The following is a 26,637-nucleotide window of genomic DNA, read 5'->3' as shown; positions in this document are numbered from 1 at the left end:
TACCTGACTCTTTCCGAATGACCGTTTCCTTCGCCGAGTCAAGCCAGCAAGAGAATATGATTTCCAGACGGATCCTCAGTAGCTAACGCGCCGTTGTCTTCAACCACGGACGCTCCGATATTTTTCAAATTTAACGCTGCCTGCTCCCGGGCAGCTTCGCTTGGATAAATGATCGTGAAGGATTTAAGCCCTACACTATTGTCGTGAGGCTTTGGCGCTCCCACACCATTCCAGGTATTTAATCCAATATGATGATGATACTTCCCAGTAGAAATAAACAAAGCTTGCGCACCATAACGGTTCACCACATCAAAGCCAAGTCCATGGACATAGAATTCCTCTGTCTTGCTTAATTCAGCTACATGCAAGTGAATGTGTCCCATGACCGTATCAGCGGGCAATGCTTGCCACGCTTGGGGCTCAACACCATGCAGAAGATCTTGGAAGTTTAATGGATCCACCGTCATTTCTACTTGATCGTTATTCCAGTTCCATTCTGATGGAGCACGATCCCTATAAATTTCAATCCCATTGCCGTCTGGATCGGAGAGGTAAAGGGCTTCGCTAACTAGGTGATCGGATGCCCCCAACTCTATCTGTAAGCGGCTAAAGTGTTGAACAATATGCGCCAGATCGGTACGAGTAGGCAGCAATAGTGCAAAATGGTACAGCCCCGTTGTCCGCCCTTGATGGGGAATGACATCGTCTGGCTGTTCAATGGATAGAAGAACCGTTCTTCCATCCGCAGTCAATTGGGCCGCTCTTTCCGTTTGACTAAGCACTTTAAAGCCAATGACCTCCTTGTAAAATGCCAACGAGCGTTCCAGATTCTCCACCTTCAGATTAACCTGACCCACGTAGGGAATAGAACCACGATGAAACTTCATACTTATCCCCTCCTTATTAAGCTTCCTTTGTACGAAAAAATAAATTACCTAAGGCCAAATATGTTGTCTTGTGCAAGGCAAGATAGATAGAAATCACCAATAGTGCCAAATCGAGCTCATAACCAGCCATTTGCCCATCTCCAAGAAATCCGAGTCCAAGCTTCGCTGTAGAGATAGCCCCCACCATAATTAGTGCGAACAACAGAGCTGCAACTCTTGTCCCTAACCCTAGTATCATCAAAGCTCCGCCGACTAATTCAATGAGTGCTACAGCATAAGCGAAAAAACCCGGAAGACCCAAACTTTCAAAGAAACCAACCGTATTCTCAATACCACCTTGAAACTTGACTAGCCCATGAATAAAGAATGTATAGCCTAAAAACACTCTCAACAATGTTAATCCCAACTGATTAATAATATGCATTACCTAAATTCTCCTTTTATTTTTTGTTTTTGAAAATACTGTATCTTACCGACTGACTGCCAGCCAAGTCTCAATTAAATTTCCTGTGGTTACTTTATGTAAGTAATTATATTTATACTACCTGATTGTGTCAAGTAAGCATTTATTAAAATGTAATGAAGTTACCTTTTTAATGTGGTATATTAGTATTAGTTAGGAGGGATTGCCATTGGATACTTCGATTTGCACCAGATTTGAAAAAGCAATGAGTCTATTAAGCCAACGATGGACAGGACTCATTATTTACCAGCTCCTTTCTGGCCCTCAGAGATTTTGTCAACTTGAATCATCCATTGGTGTCAGCGGCAAAGTTCTTTCAGAACGCCTGAAGGATTTGGAGACTGAGGGTATTGTCACTAGGAGCATTTACCCAGAAACCCCTGTCCGGATCGAATACTCCCTAACGGACAAAGGCATTGCCTTTGAACCGATTATGAGAGATATAGAAAATTGGTCACAACGATGGCTCGAACTTTAATTATTCTTACCCATTGAACACATGTAATTTTCTACTCATTTATGCTACGTAAAAAGGAAGGCAGAAGCGCTCCATGCACCTCTGCCTTCCTTTTTTGTTTAATTATTCATATGATCCCTCATATGATTTTATTTCACGGTGATTTCCGTACTACGTCCGATATACCACTTATAAAATGACTCAGCTAATCCCGAAGGCACGTCTTTTATCCCTGTGTGATGTACGGGCTTGGCCCGGTTAATGGTTCCAATTGACGCGAGTCCCAACAGCTTTTGAAGTTTACTCTGAGTTACTTTCACCTCGATAATCTTATCCCGCTTGGATATGAATAGAGTCGTAGTTAAACTTCCCGTTTTAATTTGTATAAAGCGATCATGCAAGGTGTAGCGGGTATTCAAAAAATCCAGCCATCTCGTCACAAGGACGATCATGAGTAAAATAGCTGCGACCACCCACCAAGCTTCCTTCATTTGAAAGATCATCGGCTTGAAATAAAATAAGCCTGCCGTCACGGTCATCCAGAACCAGCTCGGCCGAAGTACACGCAGCCATAACGCTTTTGGGGGAAGTCGAGTCATCCCTTGTGTGACTTGATAAGATGGTAAAATCTCGGATACCATATCATAGGCGCGCTGAATAGGCAGGAAAGGATAAAGAGAATTGATTTCATGCCTATTTTTATTGGATTCCAAACTGCCCGCACTAATCAATTTCACTTCGGCAAGCCCGAGCCATCTTTTCATCATAGACTGCTCGATTTCTATAGCCTGGATTCTGTCTTTGGAGATGGAAAAGGACGTTTCATCCACTATGCCCTGTGTAATATAAATACGTTCATGATCTGACGAGATCTCATATTTACCATATTTAAAGAACGTTCTCACGATTCCAAAAATAGTAGAAACAATGAAGAATGCAATGACGATGGTAATGATCAGCCATCCAGAGCTTAGTATACTTTGCAGAATCCCTCCAGCTTTTTCTCCCACATTAAAAATATCATTAATTTTATTATAAAACGAAATAATTACTGGGATGAACAATAAAAAGCTTAGGGATGTAAAGGATGCCTTTATAATGTCCTTTTTTGTCGGTGTAAAGTGAATCATGCGCTCTAGAGTCGTATTCTCTGAATCCACTGAAGAAGTCGCTTCAATCACTCCATGCATAGGTGGAACAGCAGCCCATTCTTCAGATTCGTCAGATCCATTCGTTTTTGCCACATGCGCTTCTATTCGATCCGCTTCGGCTTGAGAAATGACCTCAAATTTAACCGCAGCGTCCTCTCCCGTCATTCCCGTTTCAAAACTAACCGAAGTCATTTTAAACAACCGATGAAATAAGGAAGTATGGCGATTGATATTTTGAATTTTCGAAAAAGGAATAGTTCGCTCCGATTTGTTGAAATTCCCCTTGTAAAGATGGAAGGAACGATCATCCAGTTCATATGTACTCGTAAGCCATTTAAATATAATGGAGCAAATTGAAAATCCGACGGCTAAAACAAAAATGTACCTACCATATACAATGAAGGATGATTCCGAGCCTACCCTAATCACGAACAAATAAATAACAAAGAAGATGGCGTTTTTGGCTAATCTCCCCAATTGAAGAAGGATCGTCAGTGGATGGTAACGGTAACGTCTTGTCTTCATCATGACTCCACTTCCTTAATTTTTGCATAATGAGCAATTTGATTCCTTAATTCGCTAGCTACCTCTTTGGGTAAAGCAGGGATCGCATGGGATGAACCCATGGTCTCGATGGAAAGCGAGCATAGTCCATATCTTCTTAGCAAGGGCCCCTGCTTAGTTGCAACCGATTGAATTTTGGTCATCGGCACGAGCTGATGCTTCTCCACCCATACGCCTGATTTCAATTGCAAAAACTCTTCACTCACGTCATAACGCCAATTTTTGTACAGTAAAAACGGATTTATAACCGACCATATGGTGCTCAACACCGAAAATACAGTGAATCCAATCAGAATCCAACCGATCCACGCTTTCCATGAATAACGATAATCGAGATAAAGCAATATCGCCAAAATCATAAATCCAATGATATTCGTAATTAATTCGCTTATGATCCATACCTTGACTGCATCCTTGGATAAGCGTTGTTGCGGAAGACTCATTGGAGACTGCATCAAATCACCACCTATAGTTCTAATTATTGTTATATATACATACGTAACAACATGTGCCTTGTCTCAAAAAAGGTGAATCCTGGTGAAGTAATGACCTAGTTACTGCTCCGTTGCATGAGGATAGCTGCTTAACTTTTACTGAAAAATATAATGCTCCCCATAAGGTTGGCCATTGCCATGTGGGGAGCATTGAATCTAGTAACTTATCTAGATGCTTTTGTGTATATTAATTAGCGCTTGAACGATGATCAGGAGACGGCACCTTCATTCGCTTACCGACTCTCAAGGATAAGCCGAAACAGATTAATAGAACTATACATGCGAGAGTATACGGATAGTTGATATCTATATCGAACAAATATCCGGCCAGGATCGGCCCGGCAATATTGCCGAGACTGGTATAGGCCGAATTAAGGCCTGCAACGTAGCCTTGCCGGTCTGCGGCTAGCTTCGACATTTGGGTACCGATCGCCGGACGCAAAATATCAATTGCCAGAAAGACGACAAAGGTAACGGCAAAAATCATCCAAAACTTGTGTACAAAGAGCGTCATAAGAATGAAAATGCCAGCAAAGAGAAGGCAAACCGAGATGACATTTTTCTCGCCAAAGCGATTTAAAATCCAGCTAAAGGCCGTAGCTTGAACCACAGCGCCAGCGATCGAGCCAAAGGTAATGATAAAGGCAATATCTCCTGGCTCAAATCCGAATTTATGATCGACAAACAGTCCAAAGACCGTTTCAAAATTGGCTAGTCCGAAAGACATAACAAATACGATGATCAAGCTTAGGAAAAAGGGCTCGCGATAGGAATGAATCAATTGAGATAGAAGACTGCCTCCGTTGTCCTTTGACGCGGATGAGTCCGATGTTGTTCTTTTGGCAGAAAGAGACTCCCGAAGAACAAACATAGAAATACAGCCCGCTATAAGTCCCGCAACACCTGCAGCATAGAAGGGAACACGGATGCCGATTTCAGCAATATATCCTCCGATGCCAGGCCCGATGATAAAGCCTGTTGTAATGGCCGCGTTAATATAGCCCATCCCCGCAGCACGTTCATCCTGCGTCGTAATGTCCGCGACATAAGCCATAACGGCCGGCATGATCATCGCGGCGCTAACGCCTCCGAGCATCCTTGAGACAAACAATAGCACTGGGGCGCTCGCTAATCCGAATAGCACTTCGGAAAAAGCAAATACGATCATGCCGATGACAATCATCCGCTTTCTTCCATAAGAATCAGCCAGCCGGCCGGCCAGCGGCGAAAATAGAAACTGCGTCAGCGAAAAGGTTGCCACCAGAAGGCCAATCGTGCTCCCGCCTATGCCTAAACTATTCATGAACTTGGGCATGATCGGTATGATCAGTCCAATCCCCATAAAAACCAGAAAAATATTCAACATCAGGATTAGAACCGCACCCCGATTTTTCAACAATAAACCCATACAGAATTCCTCCAAAGTTGTATGCAAACATACTGAATGTTCATTCAAAATGATAGAAAAAGAAAGACGTCTAGCGACGTATTTCTATTCAAACAGACCCTATTTAGCGTTTAGCAGCCATTTTTCTTCCGATTATAAAAAACTAACTGGATTCCTTGGCGATCCCATGCAAAAACACATCCATAGCCAATCGGTAAGCCTCGAGCATCTCCTCCCGGTTCATATTTCGCGCATGCTGGCTTAGACCCAGCAGAAGGCTATCCAGAATCATGGCAAGTCCTACTACATTTGTAGCTTTAAGTTCGTCGTTATCGATCCCTTTCTGGAGCAATTGCTGATTAAAAATGAGATAGCCCTTAACGATTTCATGAATTCGCTCTTCCACATCCGACGCTTTCTCCGAGTTATTATAAAACTCATCGGCGGCTCTCGTCAGCGGATGATTCAACTGATCGAGCGCTAAATGCTCAGCCATGCCGTACAATTTATCGATCGTGGTCGGGTAGAGCGGCTCCTTGGCTAACCAGGTCTCTTCCCATTCCAGGTTCCATTCATCAATCAAATAAAGAAATAACCCCTCTTTATTCTTGAAATGATAATAAATATTACCTGCGCTGCAGCCGGCTGCCTTCACGATATCTTCGATCGATGTAGCCCTGTAGCCCTTCTGTATGAACAAAGCCGTGGATGCCTCGGCAATCTTCTTCTTCGTCTGCTCGCTTTGCTGCTTCTTTTTATTCATTCCTGAATCACCGCCTTCAGAATACTGAACAATTATTCAGTATTATAATCGAAAAAGACTGCCGTAAGCAAATAAATTGTTAAATGGTTATTTTCCGTCAATTCTTGGGAGTATCGCCTCACGTAAAGCAAACGCTACCAAACTGGGAGTTGAATAATTGTGGAGGTGCTCTTGCTCTCCTCATAATGGCATAATTATTTGTATAACGAAAAAGGTACAGCCCCCCAACACTTAAGGACTGTACCCTTTCTAAAATTCATTTTATATATGGACACAATGCTACCCTGATACGTTATTCCTGAGGGTTAGTCCACTTCGACCAGCACGATATTGTCTAAGATGACCTCCGTATTGGAACCCAAACCTTCAAGCTCGCCCACATTAATATCGATTCTGGCGTGATCCTCTGTCGTACCATTCATTGTAAATGTAAATGTGTATCTCTGCATATTCGTTGCCAGCGACAAATCTGTTCCGAAATAGCCGACATGCCAAGGGTCTTCGCTTAGCTTTTTTCCAAGACCGATATTTATTTTTCTTGAAACGCTCGCACGGGCATCCAAGGAAATTTGATAGGTTTTACCTTCTTCGAGCCGGATCCCCTCCTGACTGATTTGAGGATTCCAATTTTGACTGCCTGCCGTATCGATTTGGATCACCATTTCTCCGCCACGCTGGGTTAAGCTTCCGGAAGAATGCCCATTCCATTCGTCTCCCCAATAGGCTGACCAATCATCCGTGCCTTCGCTAAACAATCCGTTCTGAATCAGACTGCTGCTAAGCCGAATGTTATCCAGGAAAATATCCCCTGCCTCATCGTATATCTTCCCTCCGATCGTTAACTGGCCCAAATCAAATTCCAGCTTCGCATTCGTTTCCGTCGGATGCTTCATCACAAAGGTTAATTGCTGCTGCTGCTTCACCTGAGTTAGCCAAATTGTAGGCTTGTTGCCGTCAAGGAAATCCGTATACGCATAATTATTGCTGGGATCCACAACGCCTACACCCAATTGAATCGGCCGGTCTACCGTGGAATAGACATCAAAGGTCACCGAGTAGATTCTCCCCTGCTCCAACGTGAGGCCTTCTTGGTAGACCTGCTGGTTCCAATTTTCGGGCATGATTTCAGGGAGTTGAATTTGCATGACACCATCTTTCGCGATAATAGAGAGCTTATCGGACTTATTGTCCGACTGATAGGTCTGCCACTCGCTGACATCGGCATCAAATGTCCCGTTGCGAATTAGATTTCCGGTAAAACTCCGCTGGTTGACATCCGTCAGCGTAAAATAGTCAATATTCACATGAGGAGCATAGATTTGCAAGGTCTGAATTCCTTCATTCAGCTGAATGGTTTGCTCCATTAATTTGAATATTCCCCAGTCTCCCGTATTCGCTATGTTCCATGTATATTTGAAATCCGCATCCGCCTCAAGGATTTCGCCTACGGGCAATGTGTGCGTGTATACACTGCCCTGCTTGGCCAGCAAGGTCAATGATCCGCCACCTTCATATCCCGATGCAACGTAGTAAGCAAGCTTGTATTCGCCAGCCTTCTTGACATCAATAATGTACTGCATCCAGTCACCCGGGTCGATCCAGCCAACGCTTAACCCGTCTTCTCCCTTTTGCACGCCTTGCATGTCGGAGTAATTTTCCGCTTCAATGCGCTTTGAACCGTTCACTTCTACAGGTGGACTCATTTCCTTCAAACTCACATTATCCAGTTCAAGGCGATCGGTCAAAGCTCCCAACCCGAATTCAAGCTTGCTTGAACTGTTCGCCGGGCCCATTGTAAAAATCCATGAATAGATTTGCGGTTCTGTACGAATAGTGAAAGACTGCTCGGCATAAAGATTCGACTTATCGTCATTCCCAATCTGGGCCATTATGGATACATTATTGTCCGCTTTAGCGCTAAATGACAGAATGTACATTTTTCCTTCCTTGAGGTTTAGCCGGTCCTGACTAAGAACCAGCGCATCAGGCTGTCCAGCCATCTTCGGCTTCACGTACAGCTTACGGTCATTTATCGCACTTCCGACGTAATAGAGCGCATCCGCGCTGCCTGGCCCATCGATCTTCCAAAAGCCGAGACGATCCTTGCCTTGATCAAAAGTGCCGTTATAAATCAAGTTCCCGCTCGGTAGGGCATCACGAGAAATATTCGGATCGGGATCAGCAATTTTAATTAAGCGCACCTCATCAATCCATACCGGAAGGATGCCTGCGTTCCCCATGTTGAACTCCAATCTGGCATTTGGATCCGTATCCGAATTCATGGTAAAGGTATAGGTATAGTTTTGCCGGTCGGCGGTAAGCGCAACCGTCTTGTCATCCATATAGCGGACATAACTCCGGTCAGGACCTGACAATGACGCTACCATCGTTCTGTCTCCCGACGACCATGCATCAAAGGAAAGCTGGTAGGTGGATCCTTTAATCAATGGCAAACCGGCTTGAATCAGCTGAATGGCGTAATTGACGTCCCCTTGCTGATCTATGGTCGTTTTTACCGCCCCTTGATCCACAGCCACAGACCCTACACCACCGAACAGATCAGCAGGCGGCGCGAACGGTTGGAACAGCCAATGGTTCAATTCATCTTCAAACGTTCCGTTCTCCACATAATTCCCATCTTCCCCCGGCTCTCTCACGACCGCGGTCTTTGTGGCAGGCATAACTGGCTGACGATAAGCATGACCGTCCCTTTCATATACACGCACATAGTCTACGAGCATTTTTTGCGGGAATTCCGTAATTGGGTCCGGATTCCCTGGCCAATCGCCACCAACGGCCAGATTCAACTGCAGGAAGAAATCCCTGTCAAAAGGAGCGGGATAGGTGTATTCACCACCTTCCTGCGGATTTTTGCTAAACCAGTTGTTCTGCTTGGAATATAACACGCCGTCCACGTAAAAACGGAACTCCCCCGGCTCCCATTCTACCGCAAAGGTATGAAAATCCTCGGCAAACGTGCGTCCGTCTGGCAGAGTATAACTGCCCTGTGCCTGTTCATGAGGCAATCCATAATGAAGGGTTCCATATATTTTGTTCGGCTCATGCCCTAAAAGCTCCATGATGTCGATTTCTCCGGAGGCAGGCCAACCGGAATACAAATTCTGATCCTTAGACATCATCCAGATCGCCGGCCATATTCCTTTGCCTTGCGGCATTTTGGCACGAATTTCAAATTTGCCGTAAGTCCAATCTCCCTTGCCTTCCGTAGTCAGCTTCGCGGAAGTATACGGATTTCCTTGATAATCTTCCTTATGGGCTTCAATCACCAAATTCCCGTTCTCAATGCGAGCGTTCTGTGCGCGATTGGTATAGTTTTGAAGCTCATTATTCCCGTAACCTCCGCCGCCTTGAACGAAGTTCCATTTGGAGTTGTCGATACTAGAGCCTTCAAATTCGTCACTCCATACCCTATTCCAGGCTTCAGGCTTAATATTCGCCTCCGTCAAGACGATCTGCCGGAAACGAACAATCTTCCCGTTATTGTCGACTTCATAAACTCCAAGATACTTGTTAACGCTTGGGTCAACTCCTGATATGTCAGTTCCTGATTCATAAGGATCTATTAATAAGCTGCTCTTCAGCAAAGGATCTCCAATCTGCGGAGAGGTCATCTCCTTGTGAGATACCAGAACAGCCAGCCGGTTCCCGGCAGAGACCGTGGCAGTTACCTTCGCAGTTCCAGGCAAGCTTCCCTGCGCCACCGCAGGTGGCCATGAATCAGGCGGGCGGGATCCCGTATCGCTCCCCGTTCCAGGACTGATATTCCCCGGAGATGGATTCAATCCGCCAGCATTCTCCGTGCTCCCCACTGGAACACCCTTCTCCCCAGCAGGTATCAAGGCTTCCTTCTCAGATGGCCAAACGTACTCTTTCCCTTGCTCCAGCTGCTGGCCGTTCACCATGATTCCTCCGGCTACAGATTGTACGCGAGAGATTTCACCTTTTCCACTAACCAACGTTCCGCTAGATCCCTTCTGAAGCACCAACTCATGAATCGAAGCTCCATCATCGACGTGAATTACCGCCGGACTGCGCAGCACCAGTTGTTGAATGACGGACTTCCCTTCAACGTTTACGCGAATCGGGTGATCCACATTATACAGAATCACCTTTCCTAAATTCGTGTTTTTGAAATGGATGCTGTTTTGTCCCCCGCCGTTTATGAAGGTTACTCCAGCGACTTTCGTGTTTTCTACCGTAACCTCCCCATTACCGATTCCCTGGGCTAGATATAGATTCCCCATAATTTCTTTGTTTCGAAAGGTCACTTCTTTCGAGTTGACTACAGCATTTGCCAGAACTTCCTTCCGTTCATCGGTGACTGCCTTGTTGTACACTGTCCCAGCAAGCCGATCCAGCATGGCAACCGCCTCAGCGCGGGAAAGCGATCGATCGGGCCCGAAGGAACCGTCTGGATATCCCTTCATGGCCCCCGCCATAACCAGATCTTTCACAGCAGATAAGGAATAAGGGCGAATTTTTGATTTGTCCGTAAAAGTTCCCATCACATCCGTGTTCATCCCCTGCTCGATTTCAGCAATCTGAAAAGCTCTCGACAGCATCATAGCTGCTTCGGCTCTCATAATCGAGTGGCTCGGTTTAAACGTTCCGTCTTCGTACCCCTTAATAAATCCGGCATGAGCAGCAGCTGCCAGAGAAGAAGCATACCATGCGTCCGCTGGCACATCCTTAAATGCGAGCTGGTCCGTTCCGCTGATACCGAACACCCGCTGCAGCAGCATACTGAACTCAGCTCTGGACATAGGCTGATTCGGATTCAGCTTCCCATCGGGATATCCCGACAAAATTCCCAAAGAGGTCCACTTCCCGAGCATAGATTCGGCCCAATGACCCCTTATGTCACTTTCCTTTGAATCATTTGTCATCGGACTGGCATAACCCGCAGTCATGAAACTGCTGAACAACATACACAGGACTAGCCCTTGTGCAATGAACCGTTTCACCTGTTACTCACTCTCCCTTATCGCAATTTAAGTACATTATAAAAGGGATGGGGTATCGGCAATATAACTACTTCTTAGCTTTTCTAGCTATTCGTTAACCAGTTTGAGTGCCCAGGCAGAACGTGCGTTCAATGTCAATTCGTTCCGTGATACAATAATGCCGGAGGGATATCGTATGAAGAAAATATGGTTCGTACCCGCAATACTGATCCTTATGATAGCCATGTACGAACTCTACCAACTCAACCAGTGGACGCCATCCAATGAACCATCTGGCAGCCAGAGCCAACCGGAAATCTTGACAACCGTATTTAGTTTGCGGCCGTCTCTAAGCTTCAAAAATGGCGAAAACATTGAAGATAACATTCACACCCGATCGGTGCGTGAAAAATTAGGCATTGATCTCCAGTATTTATGGACAACCCCAGACAGTACATTCTCAACCAAATTAAAGCTACATCTGCTAAATAAACAAGAGATGCCCGATATTATTCCGGTTAGAACCGATGTCATTCATCAGATGATTGACTCTGGACAATTTATGCCCGTAGATGATTTGTTCGAGCAGTACGCATCTCCAGTCTGGAAAAAGGCGATGAATGAGAACCCTTCCGTCTGGTATCCTTACGAACGGAATGGAGAGCATTATGCTATCCCGATTCTGGATTATGACTACAATTCCGACCCCATGATGTGGATTCGGGTAGATTGGCTTGAAAGGGTCGGTTTGTCCCCACCTGCTACCCTGTCAGAGCTAGAGGAAGTACTTGAAGCATTTACCCACCAAGATCCCGACGGCAACGGAAAGGACGACACCTTTGGTCTGGCGGTCAGTCTGGGCAACACCATCAGCACTTGGATGGCTGACATCAGCTGGGTATTCGGCATGTACGGCTGCCTGCCAGAACAATGGAACTTCTGCGAAGCTCAGGATGAGCTGGAGTTCGGATCCATCCAAGATTCAACCAAGCAAGGTTTGATCAAGCTTAGAGAATGGAGAGAAGCAGGGTACTTTCCGAATGAGGCATTATGGCAGGATGAAGAATCAGCCGCCCGGTTATTTTCCCAAGAAAAAGCAGGCATTGTCATCGGCCCCCATTGGATGCGGTTTTGGCCGCTTAATGTGCTCACCGAGAAGAATCCGCAGGCTAAATTCATCGCCATTCCCCTGCCAAAAGGGCCTGATGGCAAATCGTATCATCGTGCTTCCCAGCCTAGAAACGGAGCTGTACTCATCAACAAAAACAACAGAAATCCACAAACCTTTTTCCGTTACATGAACTACCTGTACGAAACGCAAGGATTAGGGGAAGGAGAATTCGCATACGGCATGGCTAATAACTATGACTATACGATGGTAAACGGCAAGTACTCCATGGACCGGAACCTTATCCCCGGCGGTTATGTCGATGTCACAGCCTATACCCTCACCTATGACGGCGCACGAATTCCGTCCCATTGGACCAGAATGGTGTCCGACACCGAGAAGCCTGTGCTCGCCCAGCTATTCTCCAGCCGGCTACCCAACGAGTATCAAGGCCCGCCGACACCAACCATGCAGGAGAAAGGCGACCAGCTTCAGCAAACACAGCATGAGACTTTCTTGCAAATCATTTACGGTAAAAAGAATATTGACTACTTCGATGATTTTGTGGCGAATTGGAAAGCAAACGGCGGAGAACAAATAACTAGAGAGGTCAACGAATGGTATCAGTCCGTTCATGGAATAAGTCAATAATATGATAGCTTTGTTTAAAGATTGCCCTTTAATCTTCATCGATCTTCCATCTAGAATGAAATAAGATTAAACGACAGGATGGATGATCAGATGAAAAAGAAAATTGTATTGGCTATTTTAATCGCCTTAATGGCTGCAGGTTGTTCAGAAAAAAACGCCCCTTCCCAAGCTTCCCAAGAGTCGAAACAAGAAAACACTTGGGTTCACACATTTGCGAAGCATGACCCGACAAAGTGGGAGGCATCTACCGGTTACTCCAATGGAGACCCTTTTGATTGTGTATGGTCCTCTGAAAATATCCTTTTTAACGGATCAACAATGGAGCTGATGCTTACAAAGAATGATACTGGAAATATACAGGGCTCTGAATACAAAACCTTGGAAACGTTGGCTGGGTCCTTACGACGGTGCGTCCCCAATTACGGCGGAGTATGAATGGATGAAATACACGCCCTATACTGAAGATTAGCATCAAACCAGATACGGGCGTCGATTGTGAGATCGGAGCCCGTTGTTGAATTTGGACGTGTTTCGATATGCAAAAAAATACAAATAGCTTATCCCCTTTTCGGTAAATAAGCTGTTTGTATTTTTTTATCCCTACTGCAACTGCATTGTCACAATATGGTTTGCTTTGATTCTGTCTAAAGGCACCACATTTCCTGTTAACTTTTTTCCATCAAGCAGTAAAGTAACTTGGCTGTCCAATGCGCGGTAGAAGCCGACTGGTTTTGTTATTTCAATATGGTATTCAGATTCTCCGATCTTCAGATCATAGATTACTTTTTGATCCTTCTCCCGAAGAATCGGATCTAGGACAAGACCCTCACCCGTAAATTCAATCCCCAGGGCAGACATAAGTGATAGAGTTAGCCACGTTGAAGTTCCACTCAGAATTGGGCCAATATTCTCACCGGTTTCGCTATTATTATACTGTGTACAGAAACGGGGGTTTCCACAGGTAACATAAGGATTTTCCAATGTCTTATACGGCAAAGTTAAATCCAGCATCCAGTAAGCGAGATTCGACAGCTTTGCTGCCAATTCTGATTTCTTAACCGATTTTGCCCCTTTTAGCATGGCAGATACTGCCATCATACTCGCATGCTTGAAGACCGCGCCATTTTCCCGATCCCCAGGGAAGTACTCTCCTGTAGCCGTAAATTTTGCTATTTTCCCCATATCGGCTGGACTCATTAACTTGATGCCAAATGGAGTGACCATTACCTTTTCCAAAACCTCCAGCATCTTTTCTATTTGATCCTCCGATGCCGAGTCAGACAATATGGACCAGCTAAAGGAGTTGATAAAATAAGTCCCGTCAATAGAGGGGTCTGCCGACAGGCCATCCCCCTTCGCTCCCAAATAACTGTAGTTGTCGTATCGGTTAAAAAGCACCCTTGCGAAGAAATTTTCCTTCCATGCATGTTGCTGAATATTTCCCTGAAGTTCATTGCTTAAACCCGACAAGTATGCTGCATAGGTTTGATCTTCCTTTGCTTCAGCGATTACTTTCATTTCGTCAACCGCTAATTTCAGTAGAAAGGCATTCATTACGCTTTCAGAATAATTACTTTCAAATGGCTCATCACCAACAGAAATGCCCTTGTTGGCCACCTGCTCCTTATATAACCTCTCTTTGGTGATTCCATCGATACAGTCTTGATCCAACTTGAGGCAATCGTTCCAATCAGCTAAATCCAATAAAGGAAGCCCATGTTTGCCGACAGAGATCTGGCCAGAATAAAGGATAATCGCTTGGATAGTCTGATATATGGATCGTTGTTGTACCGGATCCGTCCCTGCTATATCGCATTTTACATCCAGAAAACCGTAATTGCCTGTATAATGAACATACCTTGCGACTGCTTGAATCAACCATAAAGAGTCATCAGACCATTTTCCAGGCTCCTTGCCTTCCCAGTAAAAATTGTGGTATGCATACCCGAATTCAAATACTTTCGAGCCCCATTCTTTTAACATGTCTTGTACAAAATGATCCATCCCCATACCCAGGAAGTAATACATGCTTGCATACAGGTCTTGTATTTCCCTAAAACCAATTTCCCGGTAACCTTTTTGAGTCTGGCAGAACGAGCGTGAAACAAAGGTCTGGTAGAATACCTGAAAAGGCAAATTATGGTTCATATACGTATTGAGCAACTCATCTTCCGTTTGAAGACGGAGTAGTTTCTTATAACTACTGAGAAAGGAAATGCTATCTTCAAGGAATTTCTCAACCTGGCCCGGTATTCGTAAACGGTCAATCAACCTATATATTTCCTCCCGCACAGTCTCTTCGCTAAAAGAATCATTAAGTTTCGATGATACAATCCCCGTAAACTGACGAACATGACAGACTTCGCCAGCTTCCAGCGTAAGATCGGCAGCCAGAGCAAAGAAACCCGGCCCCTTCCGGGAAAGACGGTTGCTTAGCTGATAAATTCCTTCTGGATGGTGTAAAGAACCATTCCCAACAAATTCATTATAGTTAGTGCAAAATTCCTTCGGAAATTCAACATCCCCCTTCTTATCGACCATCATAGTGTGAAATCTCACATCTTCCTTGTAAAAATCACTATAGTAGTCCGGGGTGATGGCGACAATGGAACGATTCTCATCCAAGAGAAGACCTGTCTGCATGATGATATTACTGTACAGAACATCTTCGAACAAAGCATGGGGATTGGCGCTACCGAACATTCCGGTGTACACGAGCTTCAGCTTCCGATCCTTATTGCCAAGATTCGTAACATTAATTCGTTGCACCTCTGTAGCCAAAGGCATTCCTTCCAGTTGGGGAAGTAAAAAAATGAGCCGCTCGATCTTTAAACCGCACCGGGTTTTATACTCGATTTTAGTAAAATTCTGAGCATGTGTGCAGGTTGCACTTTCCACATTTTCATCCTTCGGATCAGCGGAATAGAAAATCTGCTGGTCGCCCTCTATCAGATAAAACTGACGATTTGCTGGAAATCCATTTTCCTCCTGTCTCATATCCCAGCGGGTAGCCAACACCTGTGTAGCAGCATGGGAACGAAAACTCCCTCCTCCCAGCCTGTCGATGACACTTTTGGGCGTCGTTTGCAATGGTCGGGGAAAGCCGACTCGGTTGCCGATGAGAAGATTTGAATGGAAATGCGGCCCTGGAGAAGGTGTCCGCAAATCAATGATATGCTCTCCTGCTTCATTGACATATCCAGCCCAATGGTTGATACCGACCAATATTTCCGATATACCATCTGAAATTTCCGCAGGCATTGCGATTTCGATTAACCGACCGGTTGAATCCAACGCTAAAACCTGCAAAGTCCCTTCCTGATTCATGATGAGCAGCGAAGAATACTGTATTATGCCATTTTTCAGAAAAGCGGCAATAGCGGCATCTTTCAGCAACTCTAGTACAACAGGAGCTTTAAAAGGTAATCCAGCAATCCCAACAATGTTATTAAACGTAGTATCCATGAATAAGGCATCTATAACCATCGTTTGCGGAAGCCATTGCCCATACTTCTTCCGAATGACTTCCTCTGGTGACACATTCGCTTCCCTTGCAACTAATTTGCTATACATAAGAACCTCCAATCCGTTTTAACAAAATGCAAAGAAAATCTACGGTCTTTTTCTCCATGCACATATGTCTTGATCATCATTCGCTGTATGCCAGAGCTACCCTTTCACCGCACCAGCTGTCATACCGCTTATAAAATATTTTTGGGTTAAAAAGAACGTGATAATAACGGGAACCGTGACGACAGTCGCTGCAGACATTAACAAATCATAGCGGTTGGTATATTGTCCGACAAAGAGCCTTATGCCTACAGGAATTGTTTGAACTTCAGGAGTTGTAGTCAATACCCATGCAAACAACAGCTCATCCCAAGCAGTCAGGAAAATATAAACACACATCGCAATAATACCAGGTAAGGAAAGAGGAAGGATTACTCGAACAAATGCCTGAATCCGATTACAGCCGTCGATCCGCGCTGATTCTTCCAAATCTTTTGGAATGGAAACAAAGAAACTCCGGATGATCCAAATACTCATAGGAGTATAGAATGCTGAATACACTAATATCATTCCCCAATACGTATCTACCATAGGAAGACCGAAGGTATCCTTGATTGCTAAGAACATCAGGTAAATTGGCAACAGAAACATAATACCTGGAATCATTTGTGTCCCAATAACGCTGATTCCAAACAAACCAGAACCCGGAAACTTATATCTGGCAAGTGCATATCCCGCTAGTACAGCCAGTAAACTGGAAACAAGCATTGTTGCAGTACAAATAATCAAGCTATTTTTAAAAAACGTACCGAAATTGACCGTCTCCCAAAGATTCTTGTAGTTGAGCCATTGAGGTTCAGGAATCGTAATACTGGTGATCCCCTGCAGAATTTCACCGTTCGTATGGAGAGAAACCTTGACCATCCAAATAATGGGAAATATAACAAATGCAACGATCACCCATGTGAGTACATTTAGCGAGTGATACTCTATTTTTTTCTTAATTTGGGCACTCATTCCGCTCTCAACTCCGATCTAAAGATTCGATACCATATGCCGACAATGATCAACATTGCTCCCATCAAGAGGAAAGAGGCCGCTGCGCCAACCCCAAAGGACCAATACCCGAAGGTTTGTCTTTGCAAGGCTGTCATGAGTAAATCTCCCCATTTTCCGGGGTATCCGGAACCATTGCCGAACATCATGGCGACGATGTTATAAGAATATACATTGTTAATAATCTGGAACAAAAGCTGGACGGCAATGACGGGCTTCAGCATAGGCAATGTGATTGAAAAGAACTGCCGGAGTCTGCCAGCACCATCAATTTTTGATGCTTCGTAGAGATCCTCAGGAATCGTTTGAAGCCCTGCCAGAAAAACGACCATGAGAAAGGGCCAGCTTCTCCATATCGTAGGAATAATGATAGCCCAGATCGTATTCTGACCGATCAACCAGAAAGGCTTCTCTGACATCAAGTGCAGAATGTCTACCAGAATATAGTTAATGATGCCTTCTTTTTGCCACATGAATCCCCAGAGAACCCCTACGACATAAGAGGGGACAACCCATGGGAGCAACATGGCTGCTCTGGCAACTCCTCTTCCCGGGAAATCCCGATTCAGCAGCATCGCAACCAACAGCCCTATTACCATAACAGCAATGGTTACAACCACACTGTATATTGCCGTATTCCGTAACGCATATCCCAACCCTTGGCGAACAGGATTGTTTTCATTAAAAAGCAGATCACTGTAATTTTTTATTCCGACAAATGGGGCTTTTAAATATTGACTTAACGTAAACTGGTTTAATTTCAAGAATGACATCACGATCCCTTGGATCATGGGTAAAACGTGAACGAGCAGCATAAACAAAAAGGTAGGCAGAATAAATAGGTAGGCAATGCGGTATTCCTTAAATCCCCTCATGAACCGGATTCTAAAGGTATCCTTGGCTTTTGGCTGTTCGGGTGCTTTTGATACATCCACAGCTTTTCACTTCCTTCTAAGTAAAGTGTGCTATCAAGCTAATACTTGATAGCACATACATTTGATTATTCTTGTGTTTTGATTACTGATTTACAATAGCATTAACTTCATTCGCAGCATCATCAAGCTGTTTTTGAATCGCTGCTTCATTGTAGGTTCCAGAAACACCTGCCACGATGTCCCAAATATTTCCGAAATATTTTACAAGAGCCGTCTCACAAGGCCCCCATTGAGGGATGGAAGGATAAGACATACCGTAATTCGTCGCCTCCACCATCGCTTTATAATTCGGATCGCTTGACAGCGAATCCATCATCGTTTTGTTAGCTGGCAGTTGGCCAGATAATTGTGCATAAGCAAGCTGTGCTTCATCGCTGGACAAATACTTAATGATATCCCACGCAGCTTCTTTGTGCTTGGATCCTTTGAAAATCGTCAAATGACTGCCCCCAATAAATGTAGATGCTCCTGCGGGTCCTGCCGGAAGCGGTGCAATACCATAATTCTTCGCAGCGACTTTTTCGCCTACACCACCGTCTGCCTCTGGAGTTGTGAAATTTTTAATCATCCAGGCGCCGCTGACCATAATTGCAGTTTTACCATCGGAGAAGTCGCTCTCAATCTGTGAAGAATTCTTCTCGAGGGAAGCCTTATCTACAAGCCCCTCATTGGCCAGGCCGGTGTAGTACATGACTCCTTCTAGAGCAGTTTTATCATTAAACGTAACCTTTGTATTATCTGCGTTAAACACATTGCCGCCAGCAGCCCAAATCCAAGGGAATATATTATGAGGAACGTTCCAGTCATTTTTTCCCGGTACGCCAAAAGCGGTCATTTTTTCGCCTTCAATCTCTATCCCATTCAATTTGGTCAGCGTTTGCTTGAAGGTGTCCCAGTCTTTAAATGCGGTTGCCGGATCCAATCCAGCTTGAGCAAGAGCATCCTTACGATAGAAGAGCGCTCGGGCATCCACAAACCATGGCACCCCGTACACTTCGGATTTTCCATCAATCATCGTTGTTTTCCAACTCGCCGGAAGGTAAGCGTCCGATCCTCCTATTCCCCCAACGCGATCCGTCAAATCTTCAATCCCGTTCATCGCAGCAATAGCAGGTACCCAAGTCGTGCCCAACTGAAGAATGTCAGGACCTTCTCCGCTAGTTGCAGCTGTTGTAATTTTTGTCCATGCTGACCCCCAATCGAGAACAGTAATGTTCAGTTTTACGTTTGGATTTTCATCTAGGTAAGGCTTCATCACTGCCATGAAATCTTTATCCGGCTTCGGACTATTCGGCATAACCCAAGCAGTGAGTGTTACGTCTTCTTTCAGAGCATCTGCGGTCGAGTTGTTCTTGTCCGTTGAAGCTGCCGTCTTGCTCTTCTGGTTCCCTGAATTTTTGCTGTTTTCGCTGCTCCCGCAGGCTGATAAGACCATGCTCATCATAATCAGGATCGACAATAGGATCAGACTGAAACGTTTTTTACTCATTTTCTTCCCCCCGGTTTTCTTCAATAAAAATACATTGGCAAACGCAGTTGTTCATTGAACGCCGGATCCATCCAATCCTCCGTGATCGTGTACAAAAGCACTCGGGATTAATTTTCCGATGAATTCTGTTACTTACCTGCGTCGTATCTTTATTATAAAAATAATCAACGGGGGTCAAAATAACTCATTTTCAACATTTCTATCCTTTTCTTGACTTACCTTACACAAGTCCTTCTTCTGCCGAAGCTGTATCTTTATGGATGGTCAAAGAACATAACAAAGAAACAATTATGATGACAAAAAATAAACGAGCTTCTCCTGCCTGCGCTGCGGAAGGAGAAGCTCTAAGTAATTTAATCTTACAGTTGTTCTCGAAATTCATTAGGAGTCATGCCATATTCTTCGCGAAATACTTTACTGAAATACGCAGCGTTTTTGAAGCCCATATGCTCGGAAATTTCATAAATTTTTAGGGAATTGTTTTTGAGCATCTCAACCGCCTTCAGCATGCGCTGCTTCTGGATATATTCGCTAATTCCCTCTCCCGTTTCCGTCTTATATAATCGAGACAAATACACGGGATGAAGATAGACTGCATCCGCTATCGTTTGCAGGGATGCCGTGCTCAAGTTTCGGTCTATGTATTCCCTTATTTTTAACGTCATTTTTTCTCTGGAGCTTCTCTGCTCTGCCTGATCGCTGCGCTGAATTTTATCGAACATGTAGAACGCCCACTCCGACAATTGCTGAACAGAATAAACAGACCGATCGAGAACGGCTGTACTTCCGACCAGATCGCTTAACAGCCGATTATGTTTGTGTGCATAATAATAAAACGAACCGATCACGACGGTATAAGCTTCCCGGACATGCTCTTCCGATAAGTTCCCCGCTTGCTTCATATCTTCAATCACCATCTCTAGTTTTTCCCGATATTCATCCCACCTGCGGTTTTCAAGCAGATGCTGCAGCGTAGGTGTCTCATACAGGCGATACAACAGCTGTTGTACATAAGCTGCTTCGGAAAGCTGACCAGACAGGAAACAGCCAGATTCATTCGCCAGCCTGCTGCGGATTTGCTCCGTAATATGACTGTACAGCAAGTTAATGTCTTCAGGAAATCTCCCCCACGTGCTTACAATAATGGAAACGACACGATTCAAGTACAATCCGATGTTTCGTTGAAGCTGCATCGCCAGCGAATCGAATTTTCGATGTTCATCCACCATTTCGTTGTCATCTTTGATAAATTTATTCCGGACAAGCAGAACCAGAAGGCCATTAGCATCCTTACAGGACCATAAGTCATGGGAATCCCCCAACATCTCAACAGCAATATTCATGATGGCATATTCCACCAGAAAGAAATCTCGTTCATTAAACTCCGGCAGGCTTTCCTCCATTCGAATGACCATAATGCAAATTTCATCCCCGAAATGAAAAGGAAGCTCATACAAATCCAAGAGAGAGATCAAGGAATCTTTCTTCAACCTGCCCATTAACATCTCATTCAGAAGCTTATCCTTCAGAATTGGCAAGCTTTCCTTCAGCGTATCGACGACACGTGTTTGGGAGACAACCTCCTGCCATTCTTCCTTGATCTTTTGTACAAGCCTGCTTATTACAGCAATCAGATCCTCATCGGAAACGGGCTTGAGCAAGTAGTCAAATACGCCATATTTGATGGCTTGCTTGGCATAGGCAAATTCTGCGTGGCCTGAGAGCAGCACGCTTTTCACGTGCCGATACTGCTGGTAGATCTCTGCGACCAATTCAATACCTGTCATGCGGGGCATATTAATGTCTGCAATAACAATATCAACCGCATGCTCCGCGAGAATCAACAACGCATCTTTTGCAGAATATGCCTTGTATACCGTCATGATTTCGAGCTGCTCCCAATCGATCGTAAAAGCGAGTGTATCCACGATCGTCGGTTCATCATCAACAATCAGTAAACTTAACATTTGGTTCCTCCTGCTGTTTAATCATGCAACGGATTGAAACTCTTAATCCTCCCAGACTGGAACGATCAAATTCCAGCCCCGAACCCGGCGCATACAGGTTCACCACCCTCTGGCAGGTATTCCACAAGCCGCAGCCTGTTTCGGGGGTAAGCGGAAGACTCATTTTTTCGCGAAGCTTCTCAAGGTTCTCCGGCTCTATACCGTCTCCAGAATCTTCGACACTGATAATAAATCCACCCGATATGAAGAAGCCTTGGATTTTAATATTCCCTGCTTGATCACTCTTTTCGATGCCATGAATAATAGCGTTTTCAACTAAGGGCTGGATAAATAACCGGGGGATCGCTACCTCCATAAGATCTTCAGAAATATGAACTTCATAGCTCATCGGTTTGCGGAAGCAATGAATGTTCAGATAATTCCTTAAGAAATTGACCTCCTCACGGACTGTCGTCATCGGATTCTCAAGACGGGTCGTATAGCGGTAGTATTCTCCCAGATTGAGTGCCATAGCTACGACTTGCTCATCCTCGCCCAATTTGGCCATATTTTTAATGTAAAACAGACAATTATATAGAAAGTGGGGGTTGATTTGCGATTGCAGCTGCTTCAGTTCAGCTTCCTTCAATCGGAGCTTCTCCTCGTACACCGTTTCAATGAGCTCCTGAATCCGCTCCGCCATGTCATTAAAACCTGAGAACACATCTTGGAACTCATCCCGGTGCTTGGCTTTCAACCGGGAGGAAAAGTGTCCCGAGCGGATATCCTGCAGTTTCATAACAAGCTCGTTAATAGGGTGCTGTATCTGCCGGTATATCAGAGCTGTGATAATTACGCCAATCGCCAGCATCGCAATAATTCCAAGTACAAAGAATCGGCTGCTTTCCTTCACGGGCAAAACTACCTTCTCAAGCGGCACCAAATCGATCATAACCCAATCTAGACTCCCCACTGGGGCGTAATTAAGGAGCAAGCGATGCTCCTTAAAATTCAGTATCTCATTGCCTGGCTCTTGCAATGAATTCCAGTCCAGCTGCTGCCTCCATTCTCCCAAATCCGATGGAGGATTCCCGATGAAGCCAAATTTCGGATGATACAGCATGGTGTGCCGATTCGAATTTTGCTGGAATTTATTGATCATATCGCGAATGTAGGTATCTGAAAATCGGGCAATGATAGCATAGCCAGAAACTAATCGAACCATTGTAAAGTAGTTCTCGCTATTGCCCTGGCCTGGTTCGTAGCTCCATAGTCCTTTGCTTGGATCCGCCTTCGAGATGGAAGCAAGATCCCCATAGACTACATCCGGCCGGGTAGAGATGACCTCTTCTTTTGATTTTAAAAATACGCTGATCTCCATAGGCCAGTTGGAGGATACACTCTGCAGCTTAATTCTTTCATACATATTGGATCGCAGCATATTAAAATCAAACAGATCTTCAGGCGCTGTCGTATTGATGTATTGTTTCATGATGGAGTCTTCCTCTAACTGCAACAAGTTCGCAGCCAAATTATTCACCTGGTTGTCCAACTGAACTAGAAAAAACCGCAACTGCTCGTAATAGGAGTTCTGAATATCACTTTCGATCACATGGATGCTCACTCTATACGAGTGGCCGTTTAATGCGACTGCAATGCTCAATAACACGAATAGTACAAACGAAAACTTTAACGACAGCGTAAACTTGAATTTCTTCCTTCCCCTTTTCGATCCCATCATCATCACCTAGGGTCATTATACTAGTACAGAGTTGAATATGGCGATTAGGAAAAAACAACAACTAGTAACAAGTTGAGAAAAGTACAGTTAAGTTAAATTTCAGATATAGTTCATTCCCCTGAACCCCCTTATTCTTGAATCATGGGTTAAGCTCTGAGGAGGGTCTTACATGACGAAAAGAAAAATAAAAATCAACGCTCTTACCCACTTTATTCGTATCAAATCAGTCAGTATCAAACTGTCGATATCTGTACTCGTGACGGTCATTTGCATCGTCGTGGCCATATCCTCCATCTCATTTTATTCTTTTAAAAATGCATATGAGCAGAAAGTGGCTGAGGCGTCCGCTCAGACGCTGGAAATTGCGGGCAAAAAAACGGCTCAAATGCTAGACAGCTTTGTAAATATGGCTCACAACCTTGAAAATAACCAAGACTTTGTAAATCGCGCAACCTATTATCAGGCTGCCGAACAGGACTCCTACGAGGAGAATTCGCAGAATTCGCAAATCCGGGGCATTCTTGAATCGCTGCTCAATGTCAATTCTTCAATTCGGTCTATATCCATCATTCCTGAGGGAACACACCCGCTGATTACTACAGCCGATCGTAAAATGCTTGACTCTATTTTTTTGGATACGGACAAGGCAAAAATGGAAGAAAACAACTGGTATAAGAAAATCCAGAGCGGAGACGGGAACATCGTGTGGCTGCAGCCGCAGAACACCCCTTATGTCACGCTGTACCAAAATGAACAAATTTACGCCATGGGCAAGCTGCTCAAAAGCCCGCTATCCAAGAAACCCTTGGGTGCTCTAGTGGTGGAGCTGTCCACGGATAGTCTGGCGGAAACGCTCGATGGCATCCGGATAGGACCGTCCGGTGAGAACCTCATTGTAGATTTGGAGCAGATGATCATATACGCTGAGGATCCTTCCTTGATCGGAACCCCATATACGGGCAGCCTCCCGGTGATTAACAGCACGGTGGAGGGCATTCAAGCCGGATCGTTCAGCAACAGCGACGAACATGGCAACCATCTGTATGTTTATAGTTATCTGCCGGAATCGGCTTGGATTATGTTGAGCTATGCCCCGAAGTCCAAGCTGCTGGCCGAGATGCGCCATATGCAGAATTTAATTCAATGGGTCGCTTTAGCCCTGGCTGCTTGCAGTGCAGTATGGATCGGGTATATGGTTCAGAGAAGCATCGGAAAGCCGCTGAAGCGAATCACTTCCCTCATGGCTGAGGGGGAACAAGGAAACCTGCAGATACGAACCAATACGCAGCGTATGGATCAAATTGGGAATCTGGAGCGAAGCTTTGACCGGATGATGAATCATATCACTCTGCTGGTAGAGCAAGTGAATCACTCTGTAGATGCCGTATTACATACTGCTGAAGAACTTATTCGCTCATCCAAGCGCACTTCATCCGCCTCCCAGGATATATCAGCAGCGATGACGCAGATTACCCATGGAGCCATCAAGGTTGCTGACGATGCGGAAATATGCAACGGCCTTACCGTCCAAAACAATGAGCGGATCACCATCTTGAAATCATCCAACGAAAATCTGGAAAGACTCGGTCATCACTTAATAGAAGCGAGTTCTCAAGGCCAGGAACATATGTCTTATATGCTGGAGCAAACCGGAGAAATTGAAACCCGGACGAACCATTTAATCGAACAGGCTGCACAGCTCCTTGAAGGAACCGGCAGCATTGAACAAATAATTGAGCTTTTGAGCAATATTACGAAGCAAACTGCGATTCTTTCTTTGAATGCTTCAATCGAGGCAAGCAAGGCTGGAGCGGCCGGCAAAGGATTTATGGTGATTGCAGAGGAAATCCAAAGGCTGGCGGATCAATCCAAAAATTCTCTTAATATGGTAAGCCAGGTACTTTCCCATATCGGGGAGGATACCGAGAATACTGTTGCCTCCTTGGCTGATCTTCATCCTACGCTGAGCCGTCAAACGGAATCGACTCACCAATCGAAGCAAATATTTGAGAGATTGCACCAAGAGGTATCACATTTCATGGAACAATTGTCGGCTGTGCAGGTTTCGGCAACCCAGCTGGAGGAATCCCAGAATGGCTTATCCGCTGCTATAGAATCAGTCAGCGCCATTTCTGAGGAAACCTCCGCGGCCAGCCAAGAAGTCCTTGCCCTAAGCAACAATCAAAGGGCTGTCAGCAGTGAGCTCTCACAGTTGTCCAACAATTTGAGTGTGCTAGCAAGTGAATTGCGCCATTCGTTAAGCCACTTCAAACTATAAAGAATAATAAACAATCCGGAACAGTAGTGCCCCTGTCCGGATTGTTTGCTACTTAATTACTAGTATATCTTACCCAATCATAGTAAGCGTACAGCGGATTAGCTCCATTATACGGCCCGAGCCAACTATCTACTCCAGTGCCATTCCAAATATTCATCATGATTTTGCCGGGGGTTTTGGGAATATTTTTAGTGGCCCTATGTTTCGCAACACCGTCAACATACCACGTTATGGAGTTCGGCTGCCAATCGAAGGCGTAGGTATGAAAGCTTTGAGATGCGTCGAAGCCCAAATCAATGATCTTTTCATTCCCTCCAACACCGTTAGTAAAATAATTGAATTGTACTTTGGTCGTATCCTTGCCTAAAAATTCGATATCAATTTCATCCCATGGTGTGCCGTCGGTTGGCCCCGTGTAAGTAAAAAAGGACGAAACGATGCCCACATTCTTTGCCGGCTTCATATTCACCTCGTACAACCCATATCCGGCTTTGAACTTGCTGCGATACTCCGCACAATCGAATTTATTATAGGAAGGGCTTGTCAGTGCGAGACGCAGCTTGCCATCATTTGTAAACGTTGCATTGTTAGCCCGCCAGGTACAGTTGAACATGTTGCCGTTAGAGTACCCGTTGGCCATTTCCCAGGTCTGTGAATTATAGTACGTCATGGGCTCCCAGAACACAGTAGCGCCCTTCGCAGTGATCGCCAATGAAGTCAACAGAAGAAGCGAAGAGCAAAGCGCAATCCACCATTTATTCTTCACATTTCTCACCTCTTGGTTCATATTTTC

The 26,637-nt window shown here is 44.8% G+C and carries 18 protein-coding genes; 4 read left to right on the top strand and 14 right to left on the bottom strand.

Annotated features, from left to right (window positions below):
- Positions 1-38: 38 nt before the first annotated feature.
- Positions 39-887, bottom strand: a complete 849-nt coding sequence (locus CZ379_RS08750; RefSeq protein WP_110931287.1) for a VOC family protein — start codon at positions 885-887, stop codon at positions 39-41.
- A gap of 16 nt (positions 888-903) precedes the next feature.
- Positions 904-1,311: a DoxX family protein gene (locus CZ379_RS08745; protein WP_110931286.1), complete on the bottom strand. Its 408-nt coding sequence runs from the start codon at positions 1,309-1,311 to the stop codon at positions 904-906.
- A gap of 208 nt (positions 1,312-1,519) precedes the next feature.
- Between CZ379_RS08745 and CZ379_RS08740 the strand changes: the two genes are divergently transcribed.
- Entirely contained in the window at positions 1,520-1,828 is a 309-nt protein-coding gene (locus tag CZ379_RS08740; protein ID WP_110931285.1) for a winged helix-turn-helix transcriptional regulator, read from the top strand.
- A gap of 128 nt (positions 1,829-1,956) precedes the next feature.
- Here the strand turns inward: CZ379_RS08740 and CZ379_RS08735 are convergent, their stop codons facing one another.
- The 5 genes from CZ379_RS08735 to CZ379_RS08715 form a co-directional block, all read right to left on the bottom strand.
- Positions 1,957-3,486 (bottom strand): PH domain-containing protein, encoded by a 1,530-nt coding sequence (locus CZ379_RS08735; protein WP_110931284.1) that lies wholly within the window; start codon positions 3,484-3,486, stop codon positions 1,957-1,959.
- Complete coding sequence (locus CZ379_RS08730; protein WP_110931283.1) at positions 3,483-3,977, bottom strand: PH domain-containing protein; 495 nt, start codon at positions 3,975-3,977, stop codon at positions 3,483-3,485. Before CZ379_RS08730 ends, CZ379_RS08735 begins: the two co-directional genes overlap by 4 nt.
- 226 nt (positions 3,978-4,203) lie before the next feature.
- On the bottom strand, positions 4,204-5,424 hold the full coding sequence (locus tag CZ379_RS08725) for an MFS transporter (RefSeq protein WP_110931282.1): 1,221 nt from the start codon (positions 5,422-5,424) through the stop codon (positions 4,204-4,206).
- A gap of 142 nt (positions 5,425-5,566) precedes the next feature.
- A complete protein-coding gene (locus tag CZ379_RS08720; protein WP_110931281.1) occupies positions 5,567-6,166 on the bottom strand; it encodes a TetR/AcrR family transcriptional regulator in 600 nt (199 codons plus the stop codon).
- A 305-nt stretch (positions 6,167-6,471) separates the two neighbouring features.
- The gene (locus CZ379_RS08715) at positions 6,472-11,073 is read right to left on the bottom strand and encodes a carbohydrate binding domain-containing protein (protein ID WP_267890512.1); all 4,602 of its coding nucleotides are present in this window, start codon (positions 11,071-11,073) and stop codon (positions 6,472-6,474) included.
- A 253-nt stretch (positions 11,074-11,326) separates the two neighbouring features.
- On the opposite strand from CZ379_RS08715, the gene CZ379_RS08710 reads away from it, so the two are divergent.
- Together CZ379_RS08710 and CZ379_RS08705 are read left to right on the top strand one after the other, a co-directional pair.
- Positions 11,327-12,889, top strand: coding sequence for an extracellular solute-binding protein (locus CZ379_RS08710; protein WP_199925539.1), 1,563 nt, complete (start codon positions 11,327-11,329; stop codon positions 12,887-12,889).
- A gap of 90 nt (positions 12,890-12,979) precedes the next feature.
- A complete protein-coding gene (locus CZ379_RS08705) occupies positions 12,980-13,324 on the top strand; it encodes a LamG domain-containing protein (RefSeq protein ID WP_110931278.1) in 345 nt (114 codons plus the stop codon).
- Positions 13,325-13,489: 165 nt separating this feature from the next.
- Here the strand turns inward: CZ379_RS08705 and CZ379_RS08700 are convergent, their stop codons facing one another.
- The 6 genes from CZ379_RS08700 to CZ379_RS08675 all read right to left on the bottom strand — a co-directional run bounded on the left by CZ379_RS08700 (position 13,490) and on the right by CZ379_RS08675 (position 23,563).
- Positions 13,490-16,354, bottom strand: a complete 2,865-nt coding sequence (locus CZ379_RS08700; RefSeq protein ID WP_199925538.1) for a GH36-type glycosyl hydrolase domain-containing protein — start codon at positions 16,352-16,354, stop codon at positions 13,490-13,492.
- A 204-nt stretch (positions 16,355-16,558) separates the two neighbouring features.
- Positions 16,559-17,416, bottom strand: coding sequence for a carbohydrate ABC transporter permease (locus CZ379_RS08695; protein WP_110931276.1), 858 nt, complete (start codon positions 17,414-17,416; stop codon positions 16,559-16,561).
- Positions 17,413-18,390, bottom strand: a complete 978-nt coding sequence (locus CZ379_RS08690) for a carbohydrate ABC transporter permease (protein WP_234404864.1) — start codon at positions 18,388-18,390, stop codon at positions 17,413-17,415. The genes CZ379_RS08695 and CZ379_RS08690 overlap by 4 nt, the downstream gene beginning before the upstream one ends.
- A gap of 82 nt (positions 18,391-18,472) precedes the next feature.
- Positions 18,473-19,879, bottom strand: a complete 1,407-nt coding sequence (locus CZ379_RS08685) for a sugar ABC transporter substrate-binding protein (RefSeq protein ID WP_110931275.1) — start codon at positions 19,877-19,879, stop codon at positions 18,473-18,475.
- 359 nt (positions 19,880-20,238) lie between these two features.
- Positions 20,239-21,846 (bottom strand): response regulator, encoded by a 1,608-nt coding sequence (locus CZ379_RS08680; protein WP_110931274.1) that lies wholly within the window; start codon positions 21,844-21,846, stop codon positions 20,239-20,241.
- A complete protein-coding gene (locus CZ379_RS08675; RefSeq protein ID WP_234404863.1) occupies positions 21,824-23,563 on the bottom strand; it encodes a sensor histidine kinase in 1,740 nt (579 codons plus the stop codon). Before CZ379_RS08675 ends, CZ379_RS08680 begins: the two co-directional genes overlap by 23 nt.
- Positions 23,564-23,735: 172 nt before the next feature.
- Between CZ379_RS08675 and CZ379_RS08670 the strand changes: the two genes are divergently transcribed.
- Complete coding sequence (locus CZ379_RS08670) at positions 23,736-25,844, top strand: methyl-accepting chemotaxis protein (protein WP_110931272.1); 2,109 nt, start codon at positions 23,736-23,738, stop codon at positions 25,842-25,844.
- A 52-nt stretch (positions 25,845-25,896) separates the two neighbouring features.
- On the opposite strand, the gene bglS is transcribed toward CZ379_RS08670, so the two are convergent.
- The gene (gene bglS, locus CZ379_RS08665) at positions 25,897-26,610 is read right to left on the bottom strand and encodes a beta-glucanase (protein ID WP_407668614.1); all 714 of its coding nucleotides are present in this window, start codon (positions 26,608-26,610) and stop codon (positions 25,897-25,899) included.
- Positions 26,611-26,637: the final 27 nt, after the last annotated feature.

The sequence above is a fragment of the Paenibacillus bouchesdurhonensis genome, assembly GCF_900155685.1.
Lineage (GTDB): Bacteria > Bacillota > Bacilli > Paenibacillales > Paenibacillaceae > Fontibacillus > Fontibacillus bouchesdurhonensis.
The sequence above is the reverse complement of the archived record's forward strand: the minus strand, read 5'-3'. Positions and strand labels throughout refer to the sequence as shown.